A 19,548-nucleotide genomic window follows, 5' to 3' on the forward strand; every position below is an offset into this window, starting at 1 on the left:
TCCAGAAGCATTTATTTGATCCGATGGCCTGAGTGACAAGAATTCTGAATGTCACACCGATAATTCATATTCTACAATCTGCAATTCACAAAGCTTTTGTATATCTTTCCCTTCTAAATAACCAATAAACCACTGAACAGTAACATCCAGAGCCTTCTCTAACGACCACTTTGGTGTCCAGGCAAGCTCTACTGCAGCCTTTGAACAGTCTAGTTTAAGCATACCTGCTTCATGTTTAATGATATCCTCAGTTATTCGAAATCCCGAACTTTCATACGGCCACTTCTCAATCATCTGTTTGACTATCCATTCAACTGGTTTTGCATCGGTAGCCTGCGGCCCAAAGTTCCATGCCTGCGCATACTCCGTGCCTTCCCAATATAGTTGTTGACAGAGCAATAAATATCCAGACAATGGTTCCAAAACGTGCTGCCAAGGACGAACTGCTAATGGATTTCGAATTTCGATCTGTTCTCCATTTTCCAATGCTTTGAGCAAGTCAGGGATTAATCTGTCTTCTGCCCAATCACCGCCTCCAATTACATTTCCGGCTCGTGCAGTAGCCACTTTTACATCCGATGACTCGAGAAAGGAACTTCGATATGCAGAAGTAATTAATTCAGAACATGCTTTGCTGCTAGAGTAAGGATCATATCCCCCTAATGGATCAATCTCACGGTATCCCCAGTTCCATTCCTGATTCTCATAACATTTATCTGTAGTCACATTTAGAATTACACGAACAGAGCTGCAGGAACGTGCTGCCTCCATAACATTGACAGTCCCCATAACATTTGTATTATAGGTACCAACAGGATCTTCATACGATTTTCTAACCAATGGCTGTGCTGCCATGTGAATAACGATTTCCGGCTTTGCTTTTTGCATGGAATGCTTCAAAGTTACCAAATCTGTAATATCACTAATGACTGACTCTTCCATTGTATGCTCAACATTAGCAAGTTCAAACAAAGATGGAGAAGATGGCGGATGCAAAGAGTATCCTGTTACTTTCGCACCCATTTGATGAAGCCATAAAGTAAGCCAGCTCCCTTTAAATCCGGTATGTCCAGTAACTAAAACCTTTTTACCGTTCCAAAATAAACGGTCTACCAAGTTTGATCTTTTCATTAGTCGCTCCTGCCCTTTATAGTATCCAACACTAATCTCATTTAAGAATTGACTGTTTGGTAATCCATTTGATAAATTCCGAATTTGAAGTGCATTTTCGATTGCAAATAATTTGTTTCATGCTCTCTACCACCAGCTAAGAAGCTGGCTAACTGATTCAGAGTTTGCTGGTTTTTAACATTGCGTTCAGTACCAAAATCGATAACAGATGATGGTGTAAATCCATAATTTGCTGCCTGTAAATAAAGCATTTCGCGGATATAAATTTTCCGGTTATGCAGAGCATTAGATTCATTAAGCATCTCATAAAATGTTTCTATATTAATACTATTGTTAACCATAAATATCAGTTTCCCATTTTCACTCATAATCTTTGATAAACTATTGAAGAGAGTGTCCAGGTCCTCATTATAGCAATCAAGCGGCTTTTCAATGAAAATCAAGTCGACTTTCCCTCTGAATTCCAATGATAATTTTTCAAATGTGGATAATAAAGAAGTTTCTTCAGAAATTGTCTCTGCATCAGTCAAGTATTTGTGTTCTGATGTGTACACTGACAGTCGTGGCTTTATCCCATAATTCAGCCAAATATTATTCTTTATCTGTAACAATGTTGCCCCACACTTCACATCAATTCCAAGTATAGAACCCACTCCAGCAAGCCAGTTATAGTCAATTTCCATATAAACCGGACTCATCCTTGCATCTAGCCAGGCATCAAGGCCGTACCTCTCAAAAAAGGTTTTTCTGCCTTCTTCCAATGAATTAGTCAGATGATCACTGGCAGTGGTTATACTCCCAAAGTGGTGAGTTACTGTATCTCCGCAATATATAAGTTTATATCCGGCTCGTCTAATTCTGAAACTAATATCGTCATCCAAAAATTCACCACGGAAAAACCGCGTATCGTAATAGCCAATCCGATTCAATAATGCAGTCGGGCAGCATAATACATTAGGAAGGAGTACTACTCGTTCTTCCCATTTTGATGGGTCGCTGATATTGTATTCCCTGGCCTTTTCTCGAAAATCAGCCTTCGATATAAACGGCATGGCAATTTGCTGCATATTAGAAATAGAGGTTGCCCCTGGAGATACAAAACCAAAATCGGGATCTGATTCTATACAGATCAACAAGTTATTCAACCAATTAGGCGCGAATATAAAATCATTACATACCGCAGCAGAATACTTTCCCTCCGCAGCCATCAATCCTATATTAAAACCCTTTACAAGATGGATATTGTACTCCAAATGGATAACCTTTACTCCTGGAATCGAATCAAAATACTCCTTAGTTCCATCTGTTGAACCGTTATCCACCAAAATCAACTCAAATTCTATATCATCTGTATTCATTAAAATACTCTCAACACAATCACGTGTATAATCAAGATTATTATATGCGAGAAGCACCACACTGACTAAATAGCGAGCATGATCCCCTTGAGCCGATATTTGGGAATGATTAATGTCCCCCACCTCTGGATAGAATCGGGGATACATCTCCTTGTTAACAAGTTCTTCAACAATATATGCTATTTCATAATTTAGAATACGGACCAGCGAACAAAAATGAAAACGAAAATCATATTCAAATAGATCAGTATTATCTTGATAAGCACTCTGCTTTAATTGTTCAATATAAAAAAGAATGTTAGCATTGATCTCTCGTACCCTATTAGGTAGAGTTACGCTCGCTGTAGACTTCTCCACGATAGGCAGTAAATCAACCATAGTATCCAGAATAACTATATCTGACAAATTGATTTCTCCCTGTTGAATACAATTTCCCAGATAATTAATTCCCTCTTGAGCATCCTGCAAGGTTTCGAGGAGTATATTTGCTGTATGAGTATCCATATTCAATCCTCCTCAGAAAATAAAATACCGTCTGTAATACTATTAAAATCTCTCCACTGCTGATCTTTTCCTGAGATAATAATTTCATTTTTATACGGCCATTCTATCCCAAAAGCCGGATCATCCCAGCGTATTCCAGATTCGTGATCCGGGGTGTAGTATTCACTGACCATATAATGTATTAGTGTATTTCCTTGCAGTGTTTGGTAGCCATGCGCAAAACCCTTAGGAACATATAAAGATAGTTGGTTTTTTTCAGATAACGTGATACCAAACCATTTTCCGAACGTAGAACTATGAAGGTTAAGATCAATAATCACATCATATATAGAACCTTGAGTACAAGTAATAATTTTCTCTTCAGAATACGGTGGTAATTGAAAATGCATTCCTCTAATAGTGTAAGGATGATCATTAAATGCAATGTTGGTTTGGGCAAGATCAAATAAGATTCCATGATCAACCAGAGTTTTTCTACAAAAGCTTCTTGCAAAGTAACCACGCGTATCTCGTATTGGCTCTCTTTCAATTACCGCTGCATGCTGCAATGGTGTAGATTTAACAAGCATAACTACTCTCCTCAGAAAATACTATAATCCTAATCAAAGTTTCAATGAATCCAAGTTTCGAAAGCTGTTATTGTATTTGTTACTTATGAATATTTGCAAGAAGAATAATGAATCACGTGGAAGGTCGCTTTCACGAGTGGGAAAATTAGAGATTTTTCTGATATATTCCTCGTATCATTATAATTACTATCGACTTTGCATTGAAGTTCAACTTTCTCTTCAATTATCAGATGCTTCTAGCGCGTATAAAACCCCCTTTTTTCTGGTTCGTTAGTAGTACCTTAATCATTTCTGCTACAAAGTTATCCAATTCACTATTCGGTGCAATATCCGATTCATCCAATATACTGGTGAATTCAAATTCAATGAATAAATCTTCACCCTCAGGCCGGACGATTTCAACAGAAATACCATAGATCTCTGAAGCGATTTTCTGTACTATTGAAGCATAGTGCAAAACACTATACGTTTCTTTTCCATATGCATGAATAATTCGTTCTTTGGGGCTTTGGTTCAATATCCAGAGTACTTTCTTACAGACATCGGATACACCTACAAAGTTACGAAGCTGATTGCCCGGAGTCATTAGTGTAATTTGGTTACGTTCTACAGCTTCTTTGCAAAATAAAAACGGTATCAAATTCCATCGTTTAAATTTCTCTGACTCTACCGGAACACCAAAAAGATTAGAAGGTCTTATGATCCATGTGTTCACTAGATTAGTACGATTGAATAACTGGACCGTTTGTTCTGCAAAACTATGTGCCAGTCCATAGTCATTGACAGGTGCAACTGGAGTCAATTCAGTTAACTTCCCATCCTGCTTACCCAGTACATGAAAACTTGAAAAATAAATGAAATTTTTAATTCTATTTGCTACGCAGAAATCAAGAGCAGCATGAATTCCCAGTGCACTCTCTGATAGTGCACGATAGGGATCTGTCTTATAGAGCGCCTCATTTGGAGAAACAGTGTGTATCATCCAGTCAATACTACTCATTCTCAGTGATGCAACCTCACTAGGCTTGGAGAAGTCCATTTGAACCATCCCATTTTTATTCCGTGTAGCCGTTAGAACGTTAAAATTATGTTTTTGTAACATTTGAGACAAATGTAGCGCTATATATCCGTCAGCACCACTGATTAATATGGTTTTTGGCTTCATAACTGTTCTCCATCATGTGGAATTGATACATTAAAAAAAGACTGTGCCCAAACTTTTTCAGACTTCCTAATCAAATGCTGTCCGGTCACAATATCTCTATAATATAGCATTCCGCTTTTCAGATTCATATTACGCAAGAGCGCTTGATTTCCTATTGTTGAATGGCCCTCGACTACGCATGATCCAATGATCGTTGACTGCGGAGCCATAACTATACCTTTTCCTAAATGCGGATAAGCACCTTCAATAGCTCCTACTGTACAACCTTGATAGCAAACAAAAAAATCACTATAGGAAGCTTTCCCCAAAACAACACCACCGCCGTGCAAGACAAGAAAAATATCCGGCATATCCGCATCATACATACACATCACGCCATTCAAAACCTTGTTCAGATAAAAAAACTTAGATGCAAATATAGTATCCTCATATTCTTTCCATATCGAATTGGACAAAAACCATAAGAACAATGTGTACTGATCAGAGTGAAGATGCGAGAAAAATGTATTTCCTTCATGATGATATGACTGCATCTTCACATGCCGGAAACAATACTCCGTGCGATCTAATGCATTGAGAAAGGTTTGGTTAAACCGCTCGTCTCTAACAATTAACTGATTATCGGGAAAAAAGTGACTCAGTTGACGAAGAACGTAGTCTTGCAATTCATTTAACGACAGAGCGATTTTGAACATATAGTTCTCCAAGAAATATTTTATTTTTAATTAAATCCCCCATACTTTCCACGGTGCCTCCTGCTTCTCCCACATCTCATCCAGAATTATCTTCTCACGAAGTGTATCCATAGGCTGCCAGAAATCCTCATGACGGTAAACATTAAGCTCTCCATCCCGCGCCAAATCTTGCAAGGGTCCCTGCTCAAGAATTGCTGTGTCTTTGTCATTGATATAATTAAACACTTGAGGTTCACAAACCATAAAGCCGCCATTGATCCAACCGCCGTCTCCCTTAACCTTCTCAGCGAAGCCAATAACTTTATCATTTTCTATTTCTAACCGTCCGAACCTTCCATCTGGCTGTACTGCAGTAATGGTTGCCAGTCTCCCACTCTTTTGATGACTATCAACAAGGCGATTAATATTGACATTGGATAGGCCGTCGCCATAGGTAAGCATAAAAGGATTATCACCCACATATGGTTGAATTCGCTTAATCCGGCTGCCCGTCATCGTATTTAGGCCTGTGTCTACGAGAGTAACTTTCCAAGGTTCAACTTTATTTCCATGAATTTCAACAGTGTTACCTGAGGTATAATCATAAGTGACTGCTTCCGACATATGTCGATAGTAATTTGCAAAATACTCCTTAATGATGTAACCTTTGTAGCCTAAGCAAATAATAAATTCATTATATCCATAATGTGAATACGTCTTCATAATATGCCATAGTACCGGAGCTTCACCAATTTCAATCATTGGCTTTGGTTTTAGATGAGACTCTTCACTAATCCTTGTTCCTCTTCCCCCAGCCAAGATAACAACCTTCATCCTTGTTCACATCCTTACTTTAGATGTTGCTCTAACTTCATAAAAGTATAATCTTTTTTTTGCATATTTTTCAAAGTTATTATTTATAGAGATTTTAAAAATCACATTTGACCAGAAGAATCTTTATATTCATTACACCATTTCAAATACTCAGTGACCTGTTGCTTCCTATAGCCTGTGTTCTTTGCTTCCTCTAAAGCGAATATGCTTTTTTCAAACATTCCCATTCTGTAATAGCATACACCTAGATGGAACAAGGCTTCTCCTTCAAGCGTAAGAGTATTATTAAAATATTCTAATGCCAACGAATATCTTTTCTGATTCATTAACATTAGCGCAATCTTTAGTGACATGTCTAAGGGGATATACTTTTCAATTGCAAACAATTCCCTAAGTTGTTCATCACTGCATATCCTAACAATTTCTGAAAATATTGCAATTAAACTGTCATTATCCTCATTAAATAACTTATTCCCCTTTCCTATATATACTTCAAGTATCCTTTTAAAGGAAACACTAACTTTTGAGCAAGCGAGTTGGATTATTGCCTCATTCATGCTTAACAAAGCAGTTACAACAATGTACACCTGAGTTACCTTATCCTGTGTATCATCGGTTGAAGAAGCATATACTAATTTAAAAGCTTCGTTAAATTCATTTTTTAGATATAATTTATAGAAGCTTATATGGTCTTGTTTGTGGTAACAGTTAATCCAGATGTCAGAATAATCCAGTAGTAATCTTCCTGACCTCAGCTCAGATAATTTATTCACTAAAAAACCTATGTCACTTTCACTATCATCATAGATATCTCTAATAACATTCATAAACTCATCATTTGAGTAGTCTTGCGTTACTTCAACTAAGCCTTCAAAAGCATTATTCACTTGTTTATTCTCTTTTAAAGCTTTTAAATAATATTCTAGAGCATTCAAATAATCATTTTTCAGCTTATATACTGAAGCAATATGAACATATATTTCACCTAAAGCATACGCGATTTTCTTTGATTCTGATCCAACATAATTTTTGTTGCATTCTATTGCTTGTAGCAATGCCTCTAATCCAGCACTGTATTCCGCCTCTGCTAGGTGCTGTATTCCTTTATACCACATAAAATCCGGGTGACCAGGAAACTTGGTAATCGCTTTTTCGATCCATGTACGTCTGGTATCATTGTCCTTATTCAAAACCATCAAAGAACGAATCACAGTAGAATAGGGTTTTGCATTAAACCCGTATACCACATGATTTCTTCGGATAAATTTGACAGCGTACTCCAAAGACTTTTCAAATTCTCCAAGTGCCATATAACAATCCGAGAGATACAAGGGTGTCATTTCATTTTCATTACCATTCTCCATATCCTTTAGGAGAAGTTTTAGATTGCGTTCTGCTTTTAATTCTATTCGATCAACTGAATAGCCTGTATGATATATAGCAATATCACTGGCTGTACCATCTGCAATATTGAGATTACCATTAAGTTTGTACACAGACTCATGTATTGCTCCCTGATATCGCAAAGTAGATTTTCTAAACACCCTTATCAACCGATTTATTTCCATTACACTACCACTGGCCTCATCTATACTAATGTGTTGTAGAACAAATCCATCTGTAGTAGGATCTCGTTTTTCAATTTCATTAATAATACGCACTATCTTTTGTGAATCCTTAGGAAGAATAAATTCATCAGCGTCTAAAAAAACAATCCACTCACCTTTAGCAATGTCTAACGCATAATTTTTAGCATTTGAAAAATTATTATCCCAATCGTATTGATAGACTGATGCACCAAGCTTTTCCGCAATCTCTATTGTTCGATCTGTAGATCCCGTGTCTATAACAACCATTTCATTTACAATAGTTTTTAATCCTTCTAAACACTTTTGTATATTTTTCTCTTCATTTTTACATATCACACATAATGAAATATTCATAATTCCCCCCTTTCGTATTATGTAATCCTATCCTCCCTGGGTAAGATTATTACATAATACGAACTCCTTAACATACTGTATAAAAAAAGAGTCAGAGGTTCATCCCCTGACCCTTACTTAATACTCTGATAATTATCTCAGAAGTTGAAGAACACCTTGTGGTTGCTGATTAGCTTGTGCTAACATTGCTTGAGAAGCCTGAGCAAGGATATTATTCTTCGTTTGTTGCATCATTTCTTTCGCCATGTCTACATCACGCACACGAGATTCTGCAGCTGTCAAGTTTTCGGAAGCAGTACCTAAGTTATTGATAGTGTGTTCCAAACGGTTCTGAACAGCACCCAGCTTAGAACGTTCAGCTGAAACAAATTGAGTAGCCGCATCAAGTACTTTAATCGCAACGTTTGCTTGACCTTGATTTCCAATTTTCAATCCATTCACACCTAGAGCAGCAGCGCCAGTGTCCTCAATACTAAGCTTAATATTCTGACCTGTATTAGCTCCAATATGGAATGTTGCTTGTCCATCAGCTCTAATATTTTTAGCTGCCTCAGTCTGATTAAAGCTTGAGAGAGCATTTGTTGCACCTGCACGAACATTCCCATTACTATCCTTTACAGAAACAGTAAGTCCGTTTACAGCACCAGCAAAACCAGCTGTTGTTGCAGTAATTGCAACTCCACCAGTAACATCACTAATTGCACCACCAGTATTAGCAGCCGATAGAACAGCAGACAATGCGGATGCACTATTAAATGTAACATTGTTAACTTTTGCTTCTCCATTAACAACATAGGAAATTTCGATAGTATCGCCATCAACTATGCCCAGCGAAGCACCGCTTGAATCTTTTAAGTTGGCAATTGTAGTTGCACTTGTAGTAGTGTTTGAAAGCGATGTATTTGTCAATACATTCTTTTTATCTGCTGCTACACCATCGCCCATTGATCCATCAAGCAAGTTTTTAGTATTGAATTGAGTTGTATCACGGATACGATCAATTTCTTTACCAAGTTGATCCATTTCTTTCTGTAGTTCACCACGATCACCAGCTGTATTCGTATCATTCGCGGATTGAACGGAAAGTTCACGCATACGTTGCAGGATGCTGTGAGTTTCGTTCAGTGCGCCTTCAGCTGTTTGAATCAAAGAGATACCATCTTGTGAGTTACGGGAAGCCTGATCCAAACCACGGATTTGGCCGCGCATTTTTTCGGAGATTGCCAGACCTGCTGCGTCATCACCTGCACGGTTGATGCGAAGACCGGAAGACAGTTTCTCGATATTTTTGTTTGTGTTGGCTGTGTTAGCAGACAGTTGGCGGTGCGTGTTCAGCGCCGCGATATTGTGGTTGATAATCATTTGATATTTCCTCCCTGAAATTAAGTTAGTTCCACATCCATGTGGTAAGCACTGAACCATTAAGGTCGGCCGCCCTGCCGGCTCAGTGCCTAATACATATATCGACGACAAGTGCCCAACTGTTTAGAGTATTTCGAAAGTTTTTTATAAATCAGTATTAATTATTTAATATAAAAAGAGATACCCGGCAGCTATGTAATAGCCACTCTGATACCTCCTCTGAATACCTTAATCTAATCATCTTCATTGCTCCCTGGCCCACGAAGTCGATGAATCAGTGTATTTAAATCAGACTGTTGTGGAGCCACAGACTCCTTGTTGGATTGCTGGATGGAAAGATAGACTTCTTTACGGAAAATATCGACATGCTTGGGGGCAGAGATGCCAACTTTTACAGTATCACCATCCACACTTAAGATCGTCAATTCAATCTGATCTTGAATGACAATGGTCTCACCTTTCTTGCGGGACAGTACGAGCATATTATCCACCATCCTTTCCGTCTATTGTTGTCTGCTCTTGTAGCAGGCTATGCTTCGTGTGATAGGGGGTCCGATGGAGAACAATTTGTTTACCTGTCAGACCTATGGGATTCAGCACAATCGGGGCTAAGAGATTAATCGTAGAAGCTTCTACATCTTCCTTCAGAGTAAGAATACAGCGAACAAGCACTTCTGATTCAATTGCAAGCTCCTCCGCTTCATCATCAGGAAGTTCAAATTCATAGGATGGGTAAAATACGAATGGATCACTTAGTAGAAATGAAAGTCCTTGCTCATGTACAGACTGTAGCACCCAAAACGGGCCATCAGGCATAGCGATTAAGGCAAAATCAACTTCATCATCAAAACCCGGGATGCCCTTTGAAAAATGATAAATCTGATTCTCACTTACTTCAAGTTTGCCCATTGCATATGTTTCTATAATCAAATTATTCACTCCTTATAAGTTCTGCATAGCAAAACTAACTCCCTAATAACAGAAAAGCTACAGAAGCGCTCTCTGGCACATCCATAGCTTAGCGTATCACATTTTAACATTCAATTCTGGTGAAATAAACTGTACCGAAGCATATTGCTGCATATAAATATCAAGTTTTCCGCGCGTATATTCTGTTTCTGGGCGGTGCCTTTGAACCTGAATATCTACCGTTGCAGCTCTGAAACTGATTTCTGGTGCTCTTGTCTCAAAGTGAATGTCTACATTATCATAAGACGCATTACCGCACGGCTCTGGAAATGAATTAGGTTCTGTATCCATTCCATAGACTTCTGCAATTGTATTTCCCGGTTTAAAAAACTCAGCCATACGAGTTCCCTGCTCCACTCTGCGGGCTATCGCTTGGAGATATAGCTGCTGGATTCCTGAGTAAATCCTTTTGTTCATGTCTAAGACGCTGCCACCATTATAGGCTGCACGTGCTCTTGTCTGATCAATCGTCAGCTCTGGACGAGTAGATTGAACCTTCAGTTCCCCAGGTGTAGTTGTAATAGTAACCTCTGCTTTGGGCTGAGTTATAGAAAAGGCTCCTAAGTCAGCATCAATCCCAAGAATCGCAGGCTTCTGTCGAATTTGCAGAACAGATTGCACCAACTTGTTCCACCTCCATTATCTAATGAAGTCCACTAGAGTCGTAGAGATAATCTTCGCCCCCACAGAAAGAGATGCGTTATAAATATTCTCTTGAATTTTTGACTGCATAATTAGTCCTTCGTAATCAGCATCCTCTGTCTTAGCCTGCAAATCATTAAGGTTAATATTGAGATCACTCAAGCGATCTTGCATTAATTCCACACGGTTAGTCTTGGCTCCAATCTCAGCTCGTGCAGATAGTATTGAATCATTACGAGTATCAATCATATCAATCTGGCTAGAAATCCCTGTTAGATCACCTGACTTAAGTGCAGATGATAGATTGTTAATAATCGAAAACAGATTGTCCGCTTCTCCAGTTTGACCGAAAACATCATTTCCAGTCATATTAATCGGCATTTGCACGCCTTCTCCTACAATATACTGAATTTGTCCAGGATCTGTAGTGATTGTTTTGGTAGTGTCATATGTACCATCAGCACCCTTAGCAAAGTCATAAGGCTTGGTAGTATACTGCTCACCATTAAAAATATACTTTCCGTTCAGCTTGCTGTTCGCTATATCCACCAGCTGTTCTTTGAGCTGCATCACTTCTTCATTAATACTGTCAAGAGCAGATTGAGGATTACTGCCGGTAGAAGCCTGTACAGTAAGCTCCCGCAAACGTTGAACAACATCCCCCGTCTGGCCCAACACCGTATCGTTATAATCCAGCCAAGACAGCGCGCTATCCACGTTCTTCGTGTACTGCTCGTTAGAGGACAACTCCGCACGGTAGCGGAGGGAATAGGTGATGCCTACCGGGTCGTCGGAGGGCTTGTTGATTTTGCGGCCGCTGGCCAGCTGGAGCTGGGTGTCGTTCATGGTACGTGCATTGCGGTTCAAGTTAAGCAGCAGCTGTGAGCTCATCATATTGGAGGTGACTCTGATCATTGTGTGTTCCTCCTTATCTTCCGACCATGCCGGTAGAATTAATTAATTTATCAAGCATCTGATCATAGGTTGTCATGAAACGCGCAGCAGCACTGTAGGCATGCTGGAACACCAGCATATTGGACATTTCTTCATCCAGCGACACACCGCTTACAGACTGGCGGCGGGAATTGACTTGCTCCACCAGATAATCGGCGTTGCTCGCCTGACGTGTGGCCTCTTGAGATTGGATACCCAATTGTCCAACCATGGAGCTTAGGTATGACCCGACCGTACCGGTCTTGGTACCGTCCGCTGTTGCAAACGTATTGTTATCCTTCATATTGCTGAACAGCAGTGCCAGTGTGTTATTCCCTTTTACTACGGATACATTACCTGATGTGTCTGTAGTAGTACGCAAGGAAGTAGCAAACAGCGTGGGATCAGCCGCAATTTCCGGATTAAGCTTGAGATTGGCAGCAGTGATTGCTTCCCCGGCTACCGAAGAGGTGAAGAATGGCCGGCCCGAAGTCCCGTTCAACGCATACCCCAACTGATGGAGTCCGTTCAGACCCTTGACTGTTGTTTTCAAATCACCCGTTAATGGAATAGGTACGGCGCTTCCTGCCGGAAGAGTTGCTTTGGTGCCATCCGGATTAATAATCTCTGAATCCTTGAGCACTGTGGTTCCTGCGGGCAAGTTAGAGCCTGCCGGTATGGTCACCTGCACTTCACCATTGGCAATGGTATTGGCCATCGCGTCGAGCTGCTTTCTGTAATCTGCTACATAGGTGTTTTTGGAGAAAAGCATCCCATAAGCTTCACCGGCCTTCAAATCGCCGGAGGCGAAGGCGGTATTAAGAAATGTACTGTCTACAGCCGCAGTTACGGTCGCTCCTTGAACTAACGGCTGTGAGCCCAGTGAGATGTTATATCCGGCATCGGTATCCAGTATGGTGATATTGGCAATCTTGGACAGCTTGTCCGTCAACAGGTCGCGCTGATCGCGCAGATCATTGGCTTTGTCGCCCATACCTTCTATCTTGGAGATGGATTGATTGAGGTTAGCGATAGAGCTGAGGTAGCTCTGGATCTCTTTTCCTTTGACATCAATGTTGGTGCTTAGATCACGGTCCAGATTACTGAGCTGTGTACTCATATAGTTCATAGCATCTGTGAGCGCCTGAGCTGACTGCACGACGATCTTGCGGGCTGTGGGATCTTCCGGGTTCTTACTTAGGTCCGACCAGGATTTCCAGAAGTTATCCAGTACGATACGGACACCGGTATCTGAAGGCTCATTCACAATCGCTTCCAGCTTATCTAAGGTATCCGACTGAATGCTCCAGTTCCCGCTTGCCGAGTTCTCTCCGCGGAATTGATCGTCCAGGAACATCTCCCGAATTCGCTCAATGGAAGTGAATTCAACCCCGGTTCCAAGCTGTCCTGGAACTGTTGAGTTATTCATACCATAGGCTTCAATCGGGATGGCCGCCTTCATATTCACACGCTGGCGGGTATATCCTTCCGTGTTGGCGTTGGCAATGTTGTGGCCGGTGGTATTGAGCGCCGCTGTCTGGGTAAACAGGCTTCGTCTTGCGGTCTCGATGGAGTGGAATGTAGATGTCATACTGCGTGTTCCTCCCTTGTGATTGCTGCGGTGGGCGCAGCTCAGCGGATAACCTGATTATCCACGGGCATCAAAAAGACCCGGCCGAGTTACACTGCTGCCCTTGTCGGACGGATGATGGTACGTCATTTCCTGATTTGGTCTTCCGACAAGCAAATCCAGGGAATAATCTATAAAGGTAAGCGACTGCTCAATCAGCTTCTGATTCAGCTCATTGGCCTTTTTTAATTGCTGCAATGTGCCGGAAAGCTTCTGCTGAATATGCAGCAGGCGTGATTTGTCTTCGGGATCAAATACAAGGCGGGACAGCTCGGTAAGATTCAGATTCAGATTGGAACGGATTCCAACCCCCTGCAAAAACTCGAAGGCCGCTTCTGCACGCCGTTCTTCCAGCTGTCCAATCACCTTCATCAGCTTGGACTCACGGTTCAGGATATCAATGAGACCCTCTACCTTATTGTCCATAATGGTCTGTTTCTTGACTGCGGCCAGATCCAGCATCTGCACATGCGCCTCGTCCAGCCGCTCAAGCAATTCTAATAATGTTGTAAGTGCCATGGGTGTGTTCACCTAATTCTCGGAGGATTGCTTAAAGTAGGGGGCGAGTGTCTCGGCGAGCTTGGCTGCGTCAACCTGGTAGGTACCTGCGGATACTTGCTGTTTCAGGCTCTCGATCTTGTTCGCACGTTCAGTGTCAATCTTCCCGCTCTTCTGTGCCTGAAGCAGCTTAATGGCTTCATCCGAAATCGATACCTCATCCTTGCGTGTACTTTTCTTCATCTGTTCCTGCCTTTGCGATTCCGCACTTCGTTGGTATGGATTAATCGCATTGATTCGTCCGGCATCGTTAATTTTCATAACTTCACCTTCCTTCTGTAATAAAAAAGCCGATAATCTTTACTAAGTTTATCGGCCCCTGTTGAAACATTCTTTATAGCTGCAAGCGTTTTTTTGCAGAATTGTTTAGTTGCGGAACTTGTCCACCGCGCGGTAAGCGCCATCTTGAGCCTTCTTGGAAGCGCTTGTGTCTGCACTTTCCTTGGCCGCATTGGCAAGATCCTTGGTCAGACGGCTGCGGCAGCTGTCGCACATATGCCCGTCCCGGATCAGGGTTCCGCATACCTCGCAAGGGTACATCATATTGGGTGCATTGGCTATGGAAATCCGGCCCTCCCGGATAAAACGTGTGATTTCCTTGATGGAAATATCGGTGGCATCGGACAGCTCCTGTATGTTGGTGCCTCTATTTTTGCGTAAGTATTCTACACAGATTTCATACTCATGCTCTAATTCCTTGATGCAGGGCTGGCACAGGTTCATCAGGTTCTTGACATATAACTTGCCGCATCTCGGACAATTGTCTACATTCATATCTACCGCGGCTCCCTTCTATCATTCTGCACAACTCATGAATCGCTTATGCTACTAAGATTACATGATCGCCGAAGATCCGTCTATGTTTAGTATCGGTCAGGGAAGCGGTTTTATTGAATTCCAGAGCGGCAGCTGCTGCTAGGAACGCGCCCAGGTCAGAGAGTATATCTCGGCAGTGCAATCCAGGCTGCGGCAGAGCTGCTGAAGCGCCCCGGCACAGGCACGAATCGTACTCCCCGTAGTGTAGATATCATCGACAATGATAATTCGCAGGAGGCGCTGTTCAAGCTGATGCGACGCACGGGAATACAGGTGTTCATTCAGACTTTGCAGAACCACCGGATCTGTATTTCCGGCAAAAGCATGCTTCATATCGGCCATCCGCTCCCTTCTGCTTTTGAAGCTCTGCTTGGCGGTGTGATGAGTTCGGACCAGCAGCGGAAGCTGTGGAACTCCTCTCTGCAGGGATACTACTTCTGCCATCCGCTCTGCCTGATTGAATCCACGCTCGGACAGGCGGACAGCGCTCACAGGTACAGGGACCAGCAGGTCGGCTTGCCATAGGTTGGAACGCATCCGAAGCTTTGATTGTAATACCGGGAATGGTTTGTTGAAAAAATCACCTTGTTGCGCTCCATTTAATTGTTGAATGCTTTGTTCTTGTTGCAGGAGCTCGTATGCCCTGTCCAGCATCAGACCGAGCAGGGGTGCGAGCCGCTCATTCCCCCGGTATTTATACTGGCCTAGTATTTCTCGCATATCACTGGTGTACGCTACTGCACTCCGGTTGCACCGGATCGGTAAGGGCCCCTGGCTGCGGCTGCAATCGGGGCAGCCCACATGACGCCCGCAGATCTGGCACCGGGGAACACGAATCCATGGAATGCCGCTCTGGCAGTGTACGCAGATTCCGGGCCATTCGGGAGAAGGACGGCCTCTGTGGCCGCAAAACAGACATTCCGGCTGCGAAGGTGCGATCAGGGAGCGGGCTTGCTTCATCCATGAGGTCAGGTTTCGCATGGTAAACCTCCTTCTAAATGACGGTATGGAGTCTAGAGTACAGAGAGTATCAAATCCAAAATTAGAAGACGGTTAAGACTTGAGATATCCCTGTCTGCGGGCGATCGAATTCATACTGCGGATCTGTGATATGGCGGCGCGCTGCGAGCGGGTCCACTCTGCCGAAGCGAAGATGACATTGCCTGCCGGATCATCCTTGGAGCGTCCCGCCCGGCCCGCCATCTGCACCAAGGCTGCCTCATCAAAGAGTCCGCTGTCCGCATCCAGAATAAACACATCACTATGCGGTACCGTGACCCCACGCTCCAGTATCGTTGTCGTTACCAGCAGGGAAATGGTGCCATCCCGGAACTTAAGAACCTTCTCTGCTCTGCCCGGGTCTTGAGAGGAGGTTCCCTCTATAGAAATCCCGGGGAACATCCGCCGCAGCAGCTGCAGCAGTCCCTCAATATGGGCAATCCGGGAGACGAAGAGGAAAAGCTGTGCCTTACGGTCAAGGGAATGCTGCAGCGCTGAACGCAGTCCTGCCGGAATTCTGCCCTGCTTCAGGCAGCGATGAAGCGGCGGTATCCGGATATGGCGCGGTACCGGCAAGGGATGGCCGTGAAACCGGACCGGCACCCTTGCATGCGGCAATCTGCCGGAGCGGGCGAGGCGCTGCAGCTCTGCAGGCGGCGTAGCAGAGAGAAGGATGACTCGTCCGCCGGGCTTGCAGACCTGCCTTGCAGCATAGTCCAGCATAGGATCGTTGTGATAGGGAAACGCATCGATCTCATCGATGATGACCAGATCGAAGGCCTGACCAAACCGCAGCAGCTGGTGTGTGGTCGCCAGGGTGATCCGGCTGCGGCGCAAGCGGTCCTCGCTGCCTCCGTACAGCACGGCGGGGGCATCCGCCGGGAAGGCCTTAGCCAGGCGCGGCGCAAGCTCCAGCACGACGTCACGCCGCGGAGTGGCGATCAGCACCCGGCCTCCGGCCGCGAGCGCCGCGTCCAGGAGCGGGAAGATCATCTCTGTCTTCCCCGCTCCCGTCACTGCCCAGAGCAGGAACCGCTCTGGGCCCGGGCTGGCGGAGCGCCTGCGCGGCTCCGCCAGGAACCCCAGCGCAGCGGCGGCGGCGGCCGCCTGCGCTGCGCTAAGCCCCCACCGGCGTGCCGCTACGGTGGGGGATAGGCCGGCCGTGCAGCGCACGGCCGGCAGCGGTGCGCTGCGCAGCAGCAGCGCGCAAGCCCGGCTGCGCCCCAGTGCGAGGCAGGCCTCGCAATAGGCGCAGCCGGCAAGGCCGCACGCGGCGCAGGCCGTGCGGCCCGTGGGTACGCTGCCGCAACGCAGGCAGCGCGGCACTTCGCGGCGGAGCAGGCCTGGCCGCGCGGCGCCCGCAGGGGCCAGGACGGCTGCCGTAAGGCGTAGCCGTCCCTGGAGGTAGGCGAGCTGCGCCGCAGCCCGCCAATTCTCCGCCAGCTCCGGGAGCTGCTCGGCCACAAGAGCCTCTGCTTCACCCTGAAGCAAGGAACGCCCGTCCAGCGCCGCAACCAGCCGGTCAGCTTCCGCTGCAAGTACCTCCAGCTCACTCCTCCGTAAGCTCTCCTGTGCGTTCCCCCTGACACCTCCCAATTCCCCATCCCCACCCCATCCCCTGTCTCCCGGCAGCCTATACACCACAACCTCCTCAAAAGGCCAACCTGCTCCCCGTGCCCCTCCAGCAGCCTGCTCCGCTCGGATCTCCGCCTTCAAGAGAGCTGCGGTGTACTTCACCCAGGCTGCCTCATCCCAGCGCTGCATCTGGTTCGTGAACTTGCAAACTGTTGCCAGTTTCACCGCCCAGCCCAGCGGTAGTGACCGGGAGAGCATCACAAGCCCCTCCGCCTCACCCGCCCACCATAATTCATCCACCGCCAGATTCAGTGAAATCCGAGCCTGCCAGTCCCCGCCCTGCGTCACCACATACACTGCTACCTTCAATTCCCTCGCCCCCTTTTCTTAAGAAACACAACAAAAAAGCACACCGCCCCATTCCTGGAGAGTGTGCTTCACCCGTAACTGGTATATTTAACTGTCATTCGCCGTGCTTGGATGGGGATCTCCCGCTTCCCGGCAACCGCATCATCCGCAGCGGCAGCAGCGGCTCTTGAACCCGTAGGTCCACTGTAACTCCCTGCCGGAGTTCTGCGCTGTCCGCGAGACCGTATAACGGCACCGCAGGCGCAAATTCAATAGAAGAGTTGTAATAAGCCATCCGTGAGGCTACCGCCATGGTCCTGTCCTCTGAACCGTCATCCACCAAGGTAACCTGCAGGGGCCTGCCCATCCAGCAAGCATGAACTGCAAAGACCCTGAGATACCACTCCACCACGGCCTCATGATTACGGGTAATCAGAATATAGTGAAGCCGCTTACCAGTCCGTGCTGCTGCCCGGGTCTCTTCCCGATGATGCAGGAGTTGAACAAGGGCTGCTGCGGATGCATAAATAGAGATAATCCAGATTAACTGGGCGATCATGAAGATGCACCTCCCTCTTATACCCACACTATATGCCGGATATAAAAGGACGGTGACAGCCCACTAGCACGGGAGCCTCTCCCGCCAGTTTAACTTAGGGTACATATTTAAGTTAGCATTTTGCAAAATTCGAATAGAGTGCGGACTGAAACAATACTATGGCTGCAGCTCGAGGCTGCATACAAGTTATGTACCGTTTTATAGGATCATTAGGATTCTCCAAAACGCTCAGTTAAACGATTATGAGGGAAGCTATAAAGTTACCCAGCCATATTTGATAGAATTAATTACAGCCTGCGTGCGGTCATCCACTTCCATCTTTTGCAGAATACTGCTGACATGGTTTTTGACCGTCTTCTCACTGATAAACAGATACTCCCCGATCATCTTGTTGCTCTTGCCCTCTGCCATCAAGCGCAGCACCTCTGCCTCGCGGCGGGTCAGCGGATTGTTGTCGCCTGCAACGAATTTGACACCGGCTTCCTTCACGGCCGTCTCGGCCATAGCGCCAGTCTCGTTAAGGTACGTCATGCGCCGCAGCTGATTAATCAGCTTGCCGGTCACCTTCGGATGGATAAAAGCATGCCCCTCACATACAGAACGGATCGCATTAATCAGCGACTCGGCTTCCATATCCTTCAGCAGGTATCCGTTCGCCCCCTTGCGCAGCGTCTCAAACACATAGCTTTCATCGTCATGAATCGAGAGGATTATCACTTTGACATCCGGGAACATTTCACGGAGCTTTTGCGTAGCCTCCACGCCGTTCTCAATCGGCATATTGATATCCATCAGTACGATATCCGGCTTGTTGCCGTTGCAGAATTCAAGCACCTGGATGCCGTCACCGCATTCGCCAATGACCTCGATGTCATCCTCCATATTCAAAATACGCTTGAGCCCTTCACGAAACAATTGATGATCATCGGCCAAAAGAACTTTAATGGGCGCTTTGCCAGAGTTTTGGTTCTCCATCACA

At 44.8% G+C, this 19,548-nt stretch carries 20 protein-coding genes; all 20 read right to left on the reverse strand.

The window, feature by feature from the left end:
- Positions 1–51 precede the first annotated feature (51 nt).
- A complete protein-coding gene (gene rfbG / locus MKZ07_RS20480; protein WP_341027322.1) occupies positions 52–1,131 on the reverse strand; it encodes a CDP-glucose 4,6-dehydratase in 1,080 nt (359 codons plus the stop codon).
- 41 nt (positions 1,132–1,172) lie between these two features.
- Positions 1,173–2,993 (reverse strand): glycosyltransferase family 2 protein, encoded by a 1,821-nt coding sequence (locus tag MKZ07_RS20485; protein WP_341027324.1) that lies wholly within the window; start codon positions 2,991–2,993, stop codon positions 1,173–1,175.
- Positions 2,994–2,995: 2 nt separating this feature from the next.
- A complete protein-coding gene (rfbC, locus tag MKZ07_RS20490; protein WP_341027326.1) occupies positions 2,996–3,562 on the reverse strand; it encodes a dTDP-4-dehydrorhamnose 3,5-epimerase in 567 nt (188 codons plus the stop codon).
- Between the two features lie 226 nt (positions 3,563–3,788).
- Entirely contained in the window at positions 3,789–4,727 is a 939-nt protein-coding gene (locus MKZ07_RS20495; RefSeq protein WP_341027328.1) for an NAD-dependent epimerase/dehydratase family protein, read from the reverse strand.
- Positions 4,724–5,422: a hypothetical protein gene (locus MKZ07_RS20500; RefSeq protein ID WP_341027329.1), complete on the reverse strand. Its 699-nt coding sequence runs from the start codon at positions 5,420–5,422 to the stop codon at positions 4,724–4,726. The genes MKZ07_RS20495 and MKZ07_RS20500 overlap by 4 nt, the downstream gene beginning before the upstream one ends.
- A 30-nt stretch (positions 5,423–5,452) precedes the next feature.
- Complete coding sequence (rfbF, locus tag MKZ07_RS20505) at positions 5,453–6,235, reverse strand: glucose-1-phosphate cytidylyltransferase (protein ID WP_341027330.1); 783 nt, start codon at positions 6,233–6,235, stop codon at positions 5,453–5,455.
- A 101-nt stretch (positions 6,236–6,336) separates the two neighbouring features.
- Positions 6,337–8,178, reverse strand: a complete 1,842-nt coding sequence (locus tag MKZ07_RS20510; RefSeq protein ID WP_341027332.1) for a glycosyltransferase — start codon at positions 8,176–8,178, stop codon at positions 6,337–6,339.
- 132 nt (positions 8,179–8,310) lie between these two features.
- Positions 8,311–9,540, reverse strand: coding sequence for a flagellin N-terminal helical domain-containing protein (locus MKZ07_RS20515; protein ID WP_341027333.1), 1,230 nt, complete (start codon positions 9,538–9,540; stop codon positions 8,311–8,313).
- A gap of 233 nt (positions 9,541–9,773) precedes the next feature.
- On the reverse strand, positions 9,774–10,022 hold the full coding sequence (gene csrA / locus MKZ07_RS20520) for a carbon storage regulator CsrA (protein WP_341027335.1): 249 nt from the start codon (positions 10,020–10,022) through the stop codon (positions 9,774–9,776).
- 1 nt (position 10,023) lies between these two features.
- A complete protein-coding gene (fliW, locus tag MKZ07_RS20525) occupies positions 10,024–10,470 on the reverse strand; it encodes a flagellar assembly protein FliW (RefSeq protein ID WP_341027337.1) in 447 nt (148 codons plus the stop codon).
- A gap of 96 nt (positions 10,471–10,566) precedes the next feature.
- Complete coding sequence (locus MKZ07_RS20530) at positions 10,567–11,130, reverse strand: DUF6470 family protein (RefSeq protein ID WP_341027339.1); 564 nt, start codon at positions 11,128–11,130, stop codon at positions 10,567–10,569.
- Positions 11,131–11,148: 18 nt separating this feature from the next.
- Positions 11,149–12,066 (reverse strand): flagellar hook-associated protein FlgL, encoded by a 918-nt coding sequence (gene flgL, locus MKZ07_RS20535; protein WP_341027341.1) that lies wholly within the window; start codon positions 12,064–12,066, stop codon positions 11,149–11,151.
- Positions 12,067–12,079: 13 nt separating this feature from the next.
- Positions 12,080–13,675 carry a flagellar hook-associated protein FlgK gene (flgK, locus tag MKZ07_RS20540; protein ID WP_341027342.1) on the reverse strand — a complete coding sequence of 532 codons (1,596 nt, stop codon included), beginning with the start codon at positions 13,673–13,675 and terminating at the stop codon, positions 12,080–12,082.
- Positions 13,676–13,732: 57 nt separating this feature from the next.
- Positions 13,733–14,233 carry a flagellar protein FlgN gene (locus MKZ07_RS20545; RefSeq protein WP_036694669.1) on the reverse strand — a complete coding sequence of 167 codons (501 nt, stop codon included), beginning with the start codon at positions 14,231–14,233 and terminating at the stop codon, positions 13,733–13,735.
- Between the two features lie 12 nt (positions 14,234–14,245).
- Positions 14,246–14,533, reverse strand: a complete 288-nt coding sequence (flgM, locus tag MKZ07_RS20550) for a flagellar biosynthesis anti-sigma factor FlgM (RefSeq protein ID WP_036694667.1) — start codon at positions 14,531–14,533, stop codon at positions 14,246–14,248.
- Positions 14,534–14,638: 105 nt separating this feature from the next.
- Complete coding sequence (locus MKZ07_RS20555) at positions 14,639–15,046, reverse strand: TIGR03826 family flagellar region protein (protein WP_341027343.1); 408 nt, start codon at positions 15,044–15,046, stop codon at positions 14,639–14,641.
- A gap of 141 nt (positions 15,047–15,187) precedes the next feature.
- On the reverse strand, positions 15,188–16,069 hold the full coding sequence (locus tag MKZ07_RS20560) for a ComF family protein (protein WP_341027346.1): 882 nt from the start codon (positions 16,067–16,069) through the stop codon (positions 15,188–15,190).
- A gap of 72 nt (positions 16,070–16,141) precedes the next feature.
- Complete coding sequence (locus MKZ07_RS20565; RefSeq protein ID WP_341027348.1) at positions 16,142–18,031, reverse strand: DEAD/DEAH box helicase; 1,890 nt, start codon at positions 18,029–18,031, stop codon at positions 16,142–16,144.
- A 94-nt stretch (positions 18,032–18,125) separates the two neighbouring features.
- Positions 18,126–18,569, reverse strand: a complete 444-nt coding sequence (locus MKZ07_RS20570; RefSeq protein ID WP_051493922.1) for a hypothetical protein — start codon at positions 18,567–18,569, stop codon at positions 18,126–18,128.
- Positions 18,570–18,821: 252 nt separating this feature from the next.
- Positions 18,822–19,544 (reverse strand): response regulator, encoded by a 723-nt coding sequence (locus MKZ07_RS20575; RefSeq protein WP_036699238.1) that lies wholly within the window; start codon positions 19,542–19,544, stop codon positions 18,822–18,824.
- Positions 19,545–19,548: the final 4 nt, after the last annotated feature.

This window comes from Paenibacillus sp. FSL P4-0338, from assembly GCF_038002365.1.
Taxonomy (GTDB): Bacteria; Bacillota; Bacilli; order Paenibacillales; family Paenibacillaceae; genus Paenibacillus_AQ.